This is a genomic window from Hymenobacter aranciens, from assembly GCF_030580865.1.
GTDB lineage: Bacteria > Bacteroidota > Bacteroidia > Cytophagales > Hymenobacteraceae > Hymenobacter > Hymenobacter aranciens.
Window position 1 is genome coordinate 34,471 of sequence record NZ_JAUQSY010000010.1, and the last position, 14,047, is coordinate 48,517.

Sequence of the window (14,047 nt, forward strand, 5' to 3'; positions counted from 1 at the left end):
TTTTTAGTAGTGGAAAATTGCTCTTGCGGAGTTGCACTCCGCAAGTCGCCTGTCCAGGGAGTTATACTACCCGCCGTCAGCATACGGAGCGGCCGTCGCGACTTATGGTTTCAAAAAACATTTATTGCCTAATAAGGCTGAGGATTTTGCTTATTTAACTCCGATTTTTAATAAAAAATCGTCGGAAATAGGCTCTTCTAATACCAAACTGCTAACAATAAGATTCAACTGTTTTCTCCATTTTTCAAATGTAGAATCTCTGTCTTTAATCGCATGTTTTTGATACGACAAAAGGCAAATTAGAACAGTTTTACAAAGGTTGCTTGTATCTTGAATGTAAACATCTGGTACGGACTGACCCTCATGGACATATTTGCTTCTGGCGTCATACAGTTTCCCTACAAGTTTTCTAACGTCTTCAAATTCCTTCCCTTCTCTCAAACTTACTAATGCAGCAACTCTTTCCGAAACAGATTTACTGCTACTGGAAGATTCGCCAAGGAGCAGGTCTAAAGCAATGATAAAATGTACGAATCCTTCGTCTGGTTTCTGGTCATCTAGATACCGATGAGCTTTTGCTACAAATTTGGCAAATGATTTTATTGTCTTATGTATCTCTGTTTCATTGAAGCCACTAAAATTATATTCCTTAGCAAGTTCCTGGTTCAGAGAATCAATTTTCTTCCCCAAATCAAAGTCCATTGAGATGCCAAGCATTCCGATTTTCTGAGGAACTACATAGCCGTGCCTTTTTCCGTTTGCTTCTATGTTTGGAAAAATTGTTATCGGTTCTGAATTTAGCAGTTGTCTGAATGTTTTGTCATAAATATCAGGCAATCCTAGGGCAATTTGTAAATTTTGCTGTTCGTTGAATTCTTTCCAAAATTCTTCAAATAGCTCATTTGATAGACATTCAAAGTATATCAGTACCCTGTTTAGCCATCCGGTTGCATCTGAAATTAATGAATATTTGTAAGAAAACTGATGCCAGTTAATTATATGAACATTAATGGCTTGCCGCTTAACAACCATCTTTCCATGCAAATCGGATTTGTATAGCTCATAATAATCGGAACCAGCCTTTTGGCATTTATACCTTAGCTCGTTTTCATCTAAGCGACCAATAGTAAAATCGCCAAAGTTGATGTCATCTGGAAACAATCCTCTTATATCAGGTAATACAAAATACTGGAATGCTTGAACCTCCTGAATCAATTCCACTATCTCATTGAAGGACTCCACTGGCTTAGTAGATTTTTTGGGGTGGCCTGCATAGATTAGCAGAATACATCTGACGATACTTTCAGAAGCTAAATGCTTATTTTTAGCAAGTATTTTCTTAACCTTTTCAATGAAGGATTGCATTCTAATTGGTGATGTCTCTTCAGAATACCATAGACTAACTTCAGGTATCTTGATTTTGCCTGTAGCCGTTTGACCTATGGATTCTTCATATACAACTAATTTTTTGTATTTCCCACCAGTCGGCTTGCTAAAGCAAAGTCCTTTTAGAAATTCTGCAAATTCAGTAGTAGTTGGGAGTGACATGTTGTTTTACACGGTTAACAGAATGGTGCAAAAGTGTTAAGAATCGGTTAGAGTACCTAAGTCAGTAATAGTGTGTTATAACTCAGATACACTGCCAAAGATGTAAAACTCAGCTTGGCTGATTCCTCACGGCAAGTTATACAGGAAATAGTAACGAATAAACTCCAAATGGCGCGAGGTAGCCCCCGCGCCATCAATAGAAACCCTATGCCAACTCCAGCTTCGGCACCTCGCTGGGCACGCCCACGGCCGCAAACGCCTGGCCCAAATCGAGTAGCAAATCCCGCGCATCCTCCACCCCGATGCTGAGGCGAATCATCTGCGGGGTGATGCCCATTTCGGCCTGCTCGGGCACCGAGATGTCGGAGTGCGTCATGGTGGCGGGGTGCTCGGCCAGGCTTTCGGTGCCGCCCAGGCTCACGGCCAGTTTGATTAGCTTCAGCGCGTTGAGGAAGCGGAAAGCCTCCTTCTCACCGCCCCGGATGTCGAACGAAATCATGGAGCCCGGCGAGAGGCAGTGGCGGCGGTAGATGTCCTGCTGGACGGGGTTGTGCTCCAGGTGCGTGAGGTAGTAGGTGCGCTCCACCAGCGGGTGGCGGCGCAGCCAGTCGGCCACCACCTGGGCCGACGTGGCGGCGCGCTCCATGCGCAGCTTCAGCGTTTCGAGCGAGCGCATGAGCATCCAGCCGGTGTTGGGGTCGCACATAGTGCCCATGAAAGTGCGCATGGCCTTGATTTCCTTCATCAGCGGGCGGCTGGCCAGCGCGGCCCCCGCAATCAGGTCGGAGTGCCCGCCCAGGAATTTCGTGGCCGAGTACAGCACCACGTCGGCCCCGTGCTTGAGCGGGTGCTGGAACACCGGGCCCAGGAAAGTATTATCCACCACCAGGCGGATGGGGTTTTCCTCCGAGCCGTGCTGGCGGGCCAGGGCGGCGCAGGCCTCCAGGTCCACGAGGTGGTTGGTGGGGTTGGCGGGCGTCTCCACGAAAATCATCGCCAGCCGGCCCTGCTCGATGCCGGCCACCTGGGCCGTGAGCTCGGCAGGCGTGGCGTGGGGCCGGAAGCCCACGGCGGTAATGCCGAACTTCGGCAGCACGTTCTTGAGGAAGTAGTCGGAGCCCCCGTACACCGGCTCCGAGTGCAGCACCACGTCGCCGGGCTTGAGCAGCGCCAGCAGCGTGGTGCTGATGGCCGCCATGCCGCTGGCAAAGCTGGCCGCGTCCTCGGCGCCGTCCCAGAGGCAGAGGCGGTGCTCCAGAATTTCCAGGCTGGGGTTGTTGAGGCGCGAGTAGATGAGGCCCATCTCCTCGTCGGGGTTGGCCTGGCGCAGGCCGTAAGCCAGCTCAAAATGGGCTTTGCCCTCCTCGGCGCTGTTGAAGACGAAGGTGGACGTTTGAAAAATAGGGGGTTTGATGGCGCCTTCGCTCCAGGCCGGGTTGTAGCCGTAGCTCATCATCAAACTTTCGGGCGCCAGGCGTTGCCCGCCAATACAGGCTTGCTCTTCTTTGGGGAACATGGAAATGGAATTGGGTGGGAGGGGAGAATAGGCCACGAAGGTAGGATTTTGTGGGGAGAAAGCACGAAAAAGCCCGACTGCTGGGGGCAGCCGGGCTTCAGAATTCGTTCGGGGGAACCTCACCCCCTGACCCCCTCTCCAAAAAAGAGGGGGCACCGGTTATGCGCAATTAGAAAATCGTCAGGCTCCCCTATCCGCGAGGAATGCGCATCAAGCATTCTTCGGGGCCGGGGGTGAGGTTTCACCGGGTGGGACATTGCCCGTTACAGCACCATCCCGCCCGTCAGCTCCAGGCGCTGGCCGTTTACCCAGCCGGCTTCGTCGGAGCAGAGGAAGGCCACCACGCCGCCGATGTCATTAGGTTCGGCCACGCGGCCCAGGGCCGTGGCCTGGGCCACGAAAGCCCGCATTTCGGGCGTATCGGGCATGGCGCCGCCGCCAAATACCGCGCCCGGGGCCACCGAATTAGCCGTGATGCGGCGCGGCCCCAGCTCCAGGGCCAGGTAACGCGTGAATACATCCACCGCGCCTTTCATGATGGCGTAGGCCGACGTGCCGTGGTAGGAAGTCCGCGTGACGGCCGAGGTGATATTGATGATGCGGCCGCCGTCGTTGAGCAGCGGCAAAGCCTTTTGGGTCAGGAAGTACACGCCCCGCAGGTGGATGTTCAGCATCTCGTCAAACTGCGCTTCGGTGGTTTCGGCAATGGCCGAGTTGAGGCTGGTGCCGGCGTTGTTGATGAGAAAATCGAAGCGGGTGGTGCCAAAAGTAGCCTGCAAGGCCGCCGTAGCCCGCGCATAAAAATCTGCGAAGCCCGAAACCGCGGCCGCATTCAGCTGCAGCGCCACGGCCTTTTGGCCGAGAGCTTCGATTTCGGCCACTACGCTCTGGGCTTCGGCCTGCTGACTGTGGTAGGTGAGGACGACGCTGATGCCTTTTTTGGCTAGGGCGAGGGCCATGTTTTTGCCCAGACCGCGGCTGCCGCCGGTGACGAGGGCGATTTTGGGGGTGCTCATTGGGAGTGTTTTGAAGTGTTGTGTTGAACACTGCAAAGGTCCCCCGGCCCGGTGGCGGCGGCGTTGTCGCCGTCAATCGAATTTATGTAGAATTCAAACCAGCGCCACGCTACGGAAGGCGCCCGGCGACTGCATGGCGTGGCGCTTGAAGAAGTGCGAGAAATGCGCTACATCGGCAAAGCCCAGGCTGTCGGCGATGGCGGCCAGGGGCCAGTCGGTCTGGCGCAATAAGGCCTCGGCCTCCTGCCCGATGCGGCTGGCGATAAGCTCGGTGGTGGTGCGGTGGGTGGTTTCCTTGAGGATTTTGTTGAGGTGGTTGACGTGCACGGCCAGGTGGTCGGCGTAGTCTTTGGCCGTGCGCAGACGCAGCGTTTGCTGGGGCGTTTCGATGGGAAACTGCTGCTCCAGCAGCTCGCTGAAGAGCGAAGTGAGCCGGGCCGCCGCGCTGTGCGCCGGGTGCAGCGCCGAAGCCGGCTGCAGCTTCTGTCCCAGGTGAATGAGCTCCAGCACGTAGGTGCGCAGCAAGTCGTACTTGTAGGCGTAGTCGGAGGCCATTTCCTCGCGCATCTGCCCGAAAATCAGCGTTGCCCGCGCCTGCTGCGCTTCGTCCAGGGCAAATATCGGGTAGGTATCGGCCTTGAAAAGCGGCAGTTCATCGAGCACCACGCCGCTGCTGCTGGGCCGCAGAAACTCGGCCGTAAATACGCAGAACAGGCCGGTTTGCGGCACGCCGCGCCGCCAGTAAAACGGCGTTTTGGGCGAAGAAAACACCAGCGCATCTGCGGCAATGTCGACGGTCGCGTTAGGGAATTCAGCGCGGCTGCCGCCGTGCAGCAAGCTGATTTTGTAGAACGAGCGGCAGGGCAGGGGCTGGGCCAACTCGGTAGAGGTTGACTGCCACAGCTCGTCCATCTCAAAGACGTTGAAATGCCCGGCGTCCTGCCGGATGCCGTTGGGTAGCAGCGTATGCAAGTCGGTGCCGGTGCAGTCGGCAATTTCCTGGTAATATGCTTCAAGTGGGGCAGTGGGCATAGCAGGGCGGGTTGTAAAATTCAAAGCAGTAACTGCTAAGGGCAGGCGGAGGTTTTGTAGGCACGTGCTAGGCTGATGAGTATCAAATGAGGGCCAACGAAAAAGCCCGACTTTCGAAAAAGTCGGGCTTTCAGAATGCAAGCTAAAGCAGGCCTACATGTGAACCAGCGGCCGCGCCGGGTTCCAGATGCCCCACGGAATCATCAGCAGCACGATGAGCAGGGCGATGGCGAAGTAGGTGAAGGCTTTTTTGTGCTTGAGGTAGTCCTCGGGCGCCTTCTTGAGGGCCACGCGGCCCACCTGGGCCAGGGCGGCGGCGATAATCATCATCAGCGCGTGCTCCATACCGAAGAAGCGGGCCGTGGGGTCTTTCATGCCAAACTGTTTCAGGCCATTGAGCCCCCAGGGGCTAAGGCCGAAATACAGGCCCAGGCCGATGAGTACCTGTAGCCACATGAAGCCCGAAAAGGCGGCCGAGATGCCGTTGTCGGCCTTGGTGAAGGGGCGGCGGCCGGTCCAGCCCACGTAGGCGCGGTAGATGGCCACCAGGCCCAGGATAACGACGGGCCAGCGCGTCCAGGAATGCAGGGTGAGAAGAAAGTCGTACATGGTGTTTGAAGGGTTAGCGTGGAGCGCAAAGGTACGGCCGGCAGTTACTCTGGAGTAACTCCGGCGGCGCGTTTGTCCTCGGCCAGCTGGTCGCGGGTGGCTACCACCATCACCACAAACACCGACACCAGTGGCAGCACCAGTCCCAGCCCGTACCAGCGCCAGAACGAGCGGCCGTTGCTGGCCGCGATATAGCCCGTGAGTACTGGGAAAGTCAGGGCGAAAAAGACAACGACACCAACCAGAACGGAGAAAAACATAGCGCGGGGTAGAAGGGATTTACTTGACTTTGCCGCGCTTCACCAGATACGCATACAGCACCTTATCGAACGACTCACGCACGTCCACCGGCACAAAATCAATCTTGAGCTGCCCGCAGCGCATCGCCAAATCCGCCTCGAAAGTGGTCATGGCCGCCCGGTACTGCTCCCGAATCTGGGAGGGCTGGAGCTTGATTTCCTGGCCGGTTTCCACGTCTTCGAAAATATAGGGCCGCTCGGCAAAGTTGAATTCGGCCTCGGTGCGGCGGTCGAGGATGTGGAACAGCAGCACCTCGTGGTGCTGGTGGCGCAGGTGCTGCAGGGCGACCAGGGCAGCGTCCTGCTCCTCGGGGCCGCGCCCCAGCATGTCGCTGAAGATGATGACGAGCGAGCGTTTGGGAATCTGCTGGGCGATGGTGTGCAGGGTGCTGGCCACATCGGTGCCGCGCTTGGGGGCCGTGGCGGGGCGCTCCAGCAGCTGCTGCAGCGTGAGCAGCAGGGTGTGGCGGTGAGTGCTGGTGGAGCGCACCGGCGTTTGCAGCTCGATGGTGTCGGCGAAGGTGACGAGGCCCACGGCATCGCGCTGGCGGGTGAGCAGCGTGGTGAGCGCCGCCGAGGCCAGGATGCTGAATTTGAGCTTGTCGTGGCCGGGGGCGGGGTAATACATGCTCGGGCTCACGTCGAGCAGCAGGTGGCAGCGCAGGTTGGTTTCTTCCTCGTAGCGCTTCACAAAGAGCTTGTCGGTGCGGGCAAACACCTTCCAGTCGATGTGCCGGGTGCTTTCACCGGGATTGTAGAGGCGGTGCTCCGAAAACTCCACCGAAAACCCGTGGTAGGGCGACTGGTGCAGGCCGGTCACGAAGCCATCGACGAGCTGGCGGGCCAGAAATTCCAGGTTTTCGAAGGAGCGGATGGCGGCGAGGTCGAGGGGCATGGGGGAGGGGATTGGGAGAGTAAAGAACGGCAGAAGCGGGAAGAACGTCGCAGAGAGTCGCGGCAGATGAGAAAAAAGAACGTCATCCTGAGCCGCAGGCGGAAGGACCTCGTCCGCTTCGTTATGGTAGTAATTCCAATCGGTTAAACAATAGAAATTACTTTCCTGACCGGCGCGGGCGAGGTCCTTTCGCGCCTTCGGCGCTCAGGATGACGTTCTTTATTTCCAACTTCCGAAACCCGTATATTTGTGCCCGCTTTCGTAAGTTAGCTTTCCAAACCCTCCCATTCCAACCTATTTCCCACCCATACCCCCACCCCCAGCCCGTGGACGACCGTCACGACCAGGAAGAAATTTATTCCCAGCGCATCAAGGCTGGCAAACGCACGTACTTTTTTGACGTGAAAGCCACCCGCGGCCAGGATTATTATCTGACCATCACCGAAAGCAAGCGCCGCCAGAACGGCGATGACTCGGTGAGCTACGAAAAGCACAAAATCTTCCTCTACAAGGAGGACTTTCTCAAGTTTGTTGACGCCCTGCAGGATGCCGTCGACTACGTGCGCGAAGAGCTGCTGACCCCCGAAGAGGTGGCCGAGCTCGACCGCCCCCGTGACTATGATGACCGCGACCGGCCCCGCGACGGCCAGGCCGAGCGCCCCGCCTACGACGCCAACCGCAGCGAGGACAACTACTGAGTATATCAATCAGCAAGGCGCTTTCTAAAGAACGTGTCATGCTGAACGCAGTGAAGCATCCTCTCACGCCCGAACGAAATCGTTGAGGCGCGAGAGGATGCTTCACTGCGTTCAGCATGACACGTTCTTTATTAGTAGCCCCAACGCCCAAGCCGTACCTTTGTAGCTGAATTGACTCAATTCATACTTCATAATTCGTAATTCATAATTCCAGCTAATGGGCCTCCGCTGCGGTATCGTCGGCCTGCCGAATGTCGGCAAATCGACACTGTTCAACGCTTTATCTAACGCCAAGGCCGAATCGGCCAACTACCCGTTCTGCACCATCGAGCCCAACGTAGGCGTCATCACGGTGCCCGACGAGCGGCTGCAAATCCTGGAGGCGCTGGTGAACCCCAAGCGCGTGCTGCCCACCATCATCGAGTTTGTCGACATTGCCGGCCTCGTGAAGGGGGCCAGCAAGGGCGAGGGCCTGGGCAATAAATTTCTGGCCAACATCCGTGAGGTGGATGCCATTATCCACGTCGTGCGCTGTTTCGACGACCCTAACATCGTGCACGTCGCTGGCGGCGTCGACCCCGTGTTCGACAAGGACGTTATCGACACCGAGCTGCAGCTCAAAGACCTCGAAAGCGTTGATAAAAAGCTGGTGAAATCGGAGCGCAGCGCCAAAGCCGGCGATGCCGTAGCCAAGAAGGAAGTGGCCGCTCTGCAACGTTTCAAAGCTGCCCTCGAAGCCGGCGAAAATGCCCGCGCCGTGGCCGCCAGCGAAGATGAGCTGGAGGCAGTGGCCGACCTGCAATTGCTCACCATCAAGCCCGTCATCTACGTGGCCAACGTGGATGAAGCCAGCATCGCCACCAATGGCAACGCCCACGTGGAGGCCCTGCGCCAGCACGTGAAAGCCGAAGGCGCCCAGGTGGTGCTGGTGTCGGCCGCCATCGAGTCGCAGATTGCCGAGATGGAAGACCCCGAGGAAAAAGCCATGTTCCTGGGCGAGTACGGCCTCACCGAGTCGGGCCTGAACAAGCTTATCCGCGCCAGCTACGAGCTGCTGAACCTCATTACGTACTTTACCGCTGGTGTGCAGGAAGTGCGCGCCTGGACCATCCACCGCGGCGACAAAGCTCCGGCGGCGGCCGGCGTCATTCACTCTGATTTCGAGAAGGGCTTCATCCGCGCCGAGGTTATCAAACTGCCCGATTACCAGGAATACAAAACCGAGGTGAAAATCAAGGAAGCCGGCAAGATGGCCGTGGAAGGCAAAGACTACGTGGTGCAGGATGGCGACATCATGCACTTCCGGTTTAACGTGTAAACAGATTCTTTCTGACGCGAAAAAGCCCGGCTGTGAAGTCGGGCTTTTTCATGTTCGATGGTTTGTTAGCCTATCTAAAAATAGCAGTTAAGTCCAACTCAACTCCAGTAGCCGGGTCGTGCAGGATGCCACTACTAACCACTTGCACCGGCTGGTTAGGCAGGTAAAGGTTGATGATACGGACTGCCGGGAGCACCAGCCACGCCGACTGCACGCCACTTGAAAAATAATCATCCCGAATTTTGGCAATCAAGCCATCAATAGACTGGGTAGGCGAAATAATCTCGATGGCCGTTACGGGTGGGTCGAGGTAGCGTACAATGTCCTTTTCCCAATCGTAGGGCTGCCGGGTAACCAATGCCACATCAGGTTTGAGACGGCCAGCCGCTAACTCAAACTCCAGTTCAGGCATGATATCGTAGCGGTCCTCGTAAGGCAGCAGCGCCACGCTGATGCGGTGGATGAGGCGCGAATGGTTGGCAGACATAACTTCTTCGAGAACAATCTCTGTTTCGATAATTTCGATAGCTTGCGTTTGCATGGCACGAGTGTTTTCTCAAAGATAAGCTTGAAAACCTACCGGCTAACCACCTTAAACAGCTGCCCCGAACTCAACCGGTCCGACTTCTGCATGCCGTTCAGGATGGCCATTTCCTCCTGGCGAGAGGCGGCGACGCCGTTGGCGCTGAGGGCCTGGGCGAGGGTCTGGCTGCCGCTGGCGGTTTTGATGCGGATTTTTTCGGGCTGCCGGTTGAGCTTGCTGGCGTCGGTGAGGCGCTGGAAGCCCTGGGCCACGCGGCTGAACTGCGGCGAGTAGGTGGCGAAGCTGGCGGGCGCGGTGAGGCCCACGATGCCGTAGTAGTTGCTGCCGTCCTGCAGGGTGTAGGCTAGCACGCGGGCGCTGGTGCTACCCGATTGGGCCACCTGGTCGCCCTGGAAGACAATGGCGGGGAAGCCGTTCACCGTAGTTTTCTGGGCCTGGGCCGAACTTAGGCCGATGCTTTTGGACAGGGATTGGGCGGCGGCTTCGAGCGAGCCGCCGGCGGCGGGCACCAGCACGATGAGGGCCCGGCCGTTGGGCTCGGCCATCTGGAACTGGGTGGTGGAGTTCTGCGATTTCCAGCCGCTGGGAATGGGCAGCTGGAACTTCAAATCGGGGTGGTAGAAGGTGCTGCTTTCCACGAAGCCCTGGCGCGGGTCGTTGCCGTAGGTCAGGCCCTCGATGGCGCGCAGGTACTCGTTGCGGTTCACGGCCAGGGTGGTGTTGCCGACGCTGGCTTTGGCCTGGGCGGCCAGGGCCTTGACGGTTTTGTAGCGGTCGGCCGAGTTGGGGTGCGAGGAGAGGAAGGTGGGCGTGCTGCTGGCGCCGCTCTGGGCCTCGGAGCGCTGCAGGGTGTTGAAGAAATCGGCCATCTGGGCGGCGTCGTAGCCGATTTTGGTGGAGTATTTCACCCCCAGCTGGTCGGCCTCGCGCTCGTCGTCGCGGCCGTATTTGAGAAACAAAACGCCCACGCCCTGCGACAGCGGCTGCGCAATGGAGGCAATGCGCTTGGACGCCAGCGAGCCCAGCAGCAGCCCGATGCCGGCCACCGTGGAGCGGCGCTGCTGCTGCTGCCCGTGCCGGGCCGTGATGTGGCCCAGCTCGTGCCCCAGCACCCCGGCAAACTGCGCCTCGTTGTTGAAGTGCGCCATGATGCCGCGGGTGAAGTACACGTGGCCGTCGGGGGTGGCAAAGGCGTTGATGACCGGCGAATCGACGATGGTAAAGCCGTAGTTGCCGGGCCGGTCGGAGACTTTATTCATCTGCTGCCCCTTGGTGTCGATGAGGCTTTGCAGGGTGGAATTCTGATAGAGCCCGAACTGCGCAATAACCTGCGGGTCGGGCTGCGGGCCCTGCTGGGGGCGGTTGACGGCGCTGCCCAGCGGCAGCAAGAGCAGCGAGAGGGCGCCGAGGCGCAGAAGGCGGTGGGAGCGGAGGTTCATAGCGAGAAAAAGACTGGCCAGTCGCGTACGGGTGCGACGGCCGGGCTTTCCAACGCAGTAGCTTAGGCAGGGTTGCGCCAGTATCTTCACGCCTCCTTATCCGGCCTGTCCATGACCGACTACTACCGCCTGCTGGGGCTGGCGCCCGATGCCACTGCCACTGAAATCACCCGCGCCATCCGGCGCTATACCCGCCGGGTGCCGCTGCCGCCGGGGCCGGTGGTGCAACGGGCCATCCGCGTGCTGGATTCGCCGCGCCTGCGCGAAGCGTACGACGCCGCCCGCCTGCACACGCCCGCCATCTACCCGCTTCACCTGCGCGCGGAAGTGAAACTGCTGCGACAGCAGGTAGCCGACCAACAAAAGCAGCTGCAGCTGCAACGCCGGCAGCTGCATGCCGAACTGGACGAATCTGCCCGGCTGCGGGCCTTCGGCGGGCTGCTGGAAGACAACATCAACCGCCTGCCGGATAGCCGGCAACGGCTGTGGCGCGCTATTGCGCTGGTCGCCGCCCTTATGGCCCTGCGCATCGTGATTTCGTTTGTGGGCACGCCCAGCTCCTACCTGTTACGCGATGTATCGGAGCCCTACGCCCCGGTGGCCGATGGCCAACCCAGCTTTTTCCTGGCGCGGCGGGCGGCGGTGTACGAGGCCGCCGACCCCATGCCGCAGTATCAGGGCGGGCTATTGGGCTGGCAGCGCACGGTAGAAAGCCACCTGCAGGGCTGTCGGCCGGGTGTCGACCTGCGCCCCCTGCGCCGGGACGGCCAGCTGCGCTTTGTGGTCGATTCGCTGGGGCGCGTGGGCGAGGTGCAGGTGCTGAACGTGCCCGACTCCCTGGCCCGGCAGTGTTTGCCCGGCATCGCCCGGCAGCTGCGCTTCGTGCCGGGCTACGTAGCCGCCCGGCCCGTGAGCGTGCGCCTCACCCTGCCACTGAAGTAGACAGCTGCCCACGACCCGCAGCGGGTGGTCGATGAGTAAGATTGCGGTCCGCCAGTGGCTCATCCTGGCCTCGGTGATAACAGTGGCGGACCGCCACTCACGTATACTGGTCGTGCTGGTAGCAGTGGCGGTCCGCACTAGCAATAATTCAGTCTTGCTGCTGACAGCTGCGGTCCGCCCCAGTAATAAGTCAGCCTTACTGGTGGCAGTAGCGGTCCGCACTAGCAATAATTCAGCCCTGCTGGCAACCGCAGCGGAGCTACTGCCCTCAATTCCGGCCTTAATACCTCCAATCGCGGCCTTACTGGCGGCTGTTCACGGCCACCATCTGGTAGCCGATGAGCAGGTCGGCGCGGGTTCCGGGCGGGCGGTAGTACACCAGCAGGTCGTAGTTGTTTTCGGTTTGCTGGTGGGTGCCTTCAAAGTAGGTTTCGTTGGGGCCGTTGGCGCCGGCCACGGCGAAGTCGTAGTTGTAGTATCCCTGCTTGAGCAGGGCGGTGGCGGTGTAGGTCTGGGTGGCCTCGTTGTACTCCATCTTGAACTCGTCCTTCAGGCGCCAGTCGGAGAGGGCGCCGAAGACGTACACCGGGCCGGGCGCGGGCTGGTCGCTCTTGAGCTGAAAGGTGGTGGCGGCGTAGTCGGCGTTGTAGCGGCCGTCGCCGTACTCGCGGCTTTCAAACACGCGCTGGCCGTTGGCATCCACGTACTGGTTGTAGGCGGTGGTGCCGCGGGGTATTTCGGGCACCAGCAGCACCGTGGTGGGGGCCACTTTAGCGTTGATGCGCTGCACGCTCAGGCCGGCGGCCTGGATGGAGCGGGTGTCGAAAAAGCGGTACTCACTCAGGCCCGGGAAGGCGTTTTCGTAGTTGAAATACTGGTAGTCGAGCCGCCGGTCGGCGTCGCGCACGAAGGTGGGGCGCAGGCCATAGCGGGCATTATCCCAGCGGAAGTTCTGGCGCAGCACCACCTTCACCTCCACGGCCGGGTTTACGAGCTGCATGCTGCCGTAGCCGATGCTGAAATCGAGCTGCTGCAGCGTGTAGCGCTGCTCGCCGCCGGGCGGAATGCCGGGCGCCAGGCTCACCTGCACCTGGTTTTCGTACACCACCAGGCGGCGCGAAAGCAGGGGCACGCCCGCCCCGTTCTGCACCACCCAAAGGTAGTTGCCGCTCAGCTTGGTGGCCGGGGCGGTGGTGCGGTAGTGGTAGTAGGGCGTTTTGGTGCCCACGCTGGTTTGGTAGCTGGTGATGAGAAACTCGTTGATTTCGTAGAGAAACTGCAGGTCGGTGAGCACAGAGGGCTTCCAGTCCACATCGCAGTGAATGAGCTTGGTAGTGAGCCGCTCGCTCTGCTCACCCAGCAGGTCAAACTCCAGCACGATGCCGCGGCTCTGGCCCAGCGGCACCACCGGCGGCTGGAAAATCTGGGTGTTCACACCGGTGCCCACGTAGCACTGGACGCTCTTGATATCAGGGTCGTAGATGTAGTCTTCGTAGCGCAGGGTGCGGTCGGCGTAGTACTCGGGGGGGCGCTGGCTGGTGGCGGTGCCGTTGGGGTCGGTGATGGGGGTGCCCAGCGGCACGCAGGCGGCCGCAAGCAGCAGGAAGGACAGGCAGGGGAGGAGGCGCATGGTACGAAAGTAGCGCCGCGCCGCGCTACGTTCCCTTCCGCCCCGCCACCCCTCCGCCGTTTTCGCGTAGATTTAGCCCGCTAAATGCGCCGTTGCGCTCCCTGTTTCGTCTCGCTCCTATCTATGAAAGCCCTTCTCATTTCCACCCTGCTACTTTGCAGTGCCACGCTGGCCCACGCCCAGGGCAAAGTGGCCAACTACTCCTACGGCAAGCCCGGCACGGCCAGCTACGAACACTTCAGCTTCTGGACCCAAGATGGCCAGCGCGGCGAGCTCAGCTACACCTACGGCAAGGACCGCAAGGAGTCCAAGCTCACCTATCTCGGACCGGATAAGGTGAACGGCAAGCCCGCCTTCAAGGTCCAGTTTCCCAATAAGCACATTCTATACATCATCCCCAGCGGCACCACCCTGCGCGTGACCGACAACAAGCTGGCCGCCCAGAAAACCTACCGCTGGGAATACGAAGGCCCCGTCAACGGCATCGGTACCTTCTGCCAGCCCTGCGCCGAGGACGAAAAAAAAGCCATGCAGCTGGTGCAAAGCGCTTATATGAAGTAG

Annotated in this window: 14 protein-coding genes; 4 read left to right on the top strand and 10 right to left on the bottom strand. The window is 59.0% G+C overall.

Features of this window, described 5'->3' with window-relative positions; translation table 11 throughout:
• Positions 1-150 precede the first annotated feature (150 nt).
• The 7 genes from Q5H93_RS15550 to Q5H93_RS15580 all read right to left on the bottom strand — a co-directional run bounded on the left by Q5H93_RS15550 (position 151) and on the right by Q5H93_RS15580 (position 6,915).
• Entirely contained in the window at positions 151-1,548 is a 1,398-nt protein-coding gene (locus Q5H93_RS15550; RefSeq protein WP_305007519.1) for a HEPN domain-containing protein, read from the bottom strand.
• A 205-nt stretch (positions 1,549-1,753) separates the two neighbouring features.
• Entirely contained in the window at positions 1,754-3,064 is a 1,311-nt protein-coding gene (locus tag Q5H93_RS15555; protein WP_305007520.1) for a cystathionine gamma-synthase family protein, read from the bottom strand.
• 263 nt (positions 3,065-3,327) lie between these two features.
• A complete protein-coding gene (locus Q5H93_RS15560) occupies positions 3,328-4,080 on the bottom strand; it encodes an SDR family oxidoreductase (RefSeq protein ID WP_305007521.1) in 753 nt (250 codons plus the stop codon).
• Between the two features lie 93 nt (positions 4,081-4,173).
• Positions 4,174-5,112, bottom strand: coding sequence for a helix-turn-helix domain-containing protein (locus tag Q5H93_RS15565; RefSeq protein WP_305007522.1), 939 nt, complete (start codon positions 5,110-5,112; stop codon positions 4,174-4,176).
• A gap of 153 nt (positions 5,113-5,265) precedes the next feature.
• Positions 5,266-5,721, bottom strand: coding sequence for a hypothetical protein (locus Q5H93_RS15570; RefSeq protein WP_305007523.1), 456 nt, complete (start codon positions 5,719-5,721; stop codon positions 5,266-5,268).
• 44 nt (positions 5,722-5,765) lie between these two features.
• Complete coding sequence (locus tag Q5H93_RS15575) at positions 5,766-5,981, bottom strand: hypothetical protein (RefSeq protein WP_305007524.1); 216 nt, start codon at positions 5,979-5,981, stop codon at positions 5,766-5,768.
• Between the two features lie 19 nt (positions 5,982-6,000).
• Complete coding sequence (locus Q5H93_RS15580) at positions 6,001-6,915, bottom strand: DUF58 domain-containing protein (RefSeq protein ID WP_305007525.1); 915 nt, start codon at positions 6,913-6,915, stop codon at positions 6,001-6,003.
• Positions 6,916-7,241: 326 nt separating this feature from the next.
• Here Q5H93_RS15580 and Q5H93_RS15585 point away from each other — a divergent pair, with 326 nt between their 5' ends.
• Entirely contained in the window at positions 7,242-7,613 is a 372-nt protein-coding gene (locus Q5H93_RS15585) for a DUF3276 family protein (protein WP_305007526.1), read from the top strand.
• 217 nt (positions 7,614-7,830) lie between these two features.
• Positions 7,831-8,931: a redox-regulated ATPase YchF gene (ychF, locus tag Q5H93_RS15590; protein ID WP_305007527.1), complete on the top strand. Its 1,101-nt coding sequence runs from the start codon at positions 7,831-7,833 to the stop codon at positions 8,929-8,931.
• 70 nt (positions 8,932-9,001) lie between these two features.
• Here the strand turns inward: ychF and Q5H93_RS15595 are convergent, their stop codons facing one another.
• Together Q5H93_RS15595 and Q5H93_RS15600 are read right to left on the bottom strand one after the other, a co-directional pair.
• Positions 9,002-9,472, bottom strand: coding sequence for a Uma2 family endonuclease (locus Q5H93_RS15595; RefSeq protein WP_305007528.1), 471 nt, complete (start codon positions 9,470-9,472; stop codon positions 9,002-9,004).
• A gap of 35 nt (positions 9,473-9,507) precedes the next feature.
• On the bottom strand, positions 9,508-10,914 hold the full coding sequence (locus tag Q5H93_RS15600; RefSeq protein ID WP_305007529.1) for a M48 family metalloprotease: 1,407 nt from the start codon (positions 10,912-10,914) through the stop codon (positions 9,508-9,510).
• Between the two features lie 111 nt (positions 10,915-11,025).
• Between Q5H93_RS15600 and Q5H93_RS15605 the strand changes: the two genes are divergently transcribed.
• The gene (locus Q5H93_RS15605) at positions 11,026-11,856 is read left to right on the top strand and encodes a J domain-containing protein (RefSeq protein WP_305007530.1); all 831 of its coding nucleotides are present in this window, start codon (positions 11,026-11,028) and stop codon (positions 11,854-11,856) included.
• Between the two features lie 301 nt (positions 11,857-12,157).
• On the opposite strand, the gene Q5H93_RS15610 is transcribed toward Q5H93_RS15605, so the two are convergent.
• Positions 12,158-13,486, bottom strand: a complete 1,329-nt coding sequence (locus Q5H93_RS15610) for a type IX secretion system plug protein (protein WP_305007531.1) — start codon at positions 13,484-13,486, stop codon at positions 12,158-12,160.
• Between the two features lie 123 nt (positions 13,487-13,609).
• Here Q5H93_RS15610 and Q5H93_RS15615 point away from each other — a divergent pair, with 123 nt between their 5' ends.
• The gene (locus Q5H93_RS15615; RefSeq protein ID WP_305007532.1) at positions 13,610-14,047 is read left to right on the top strand and encodes a hypothetical protein; all 438 of its coding nucleotides are present in this window, start codon (positions 13,610-13,612) and stop codon (positions 14,045-14,047) included.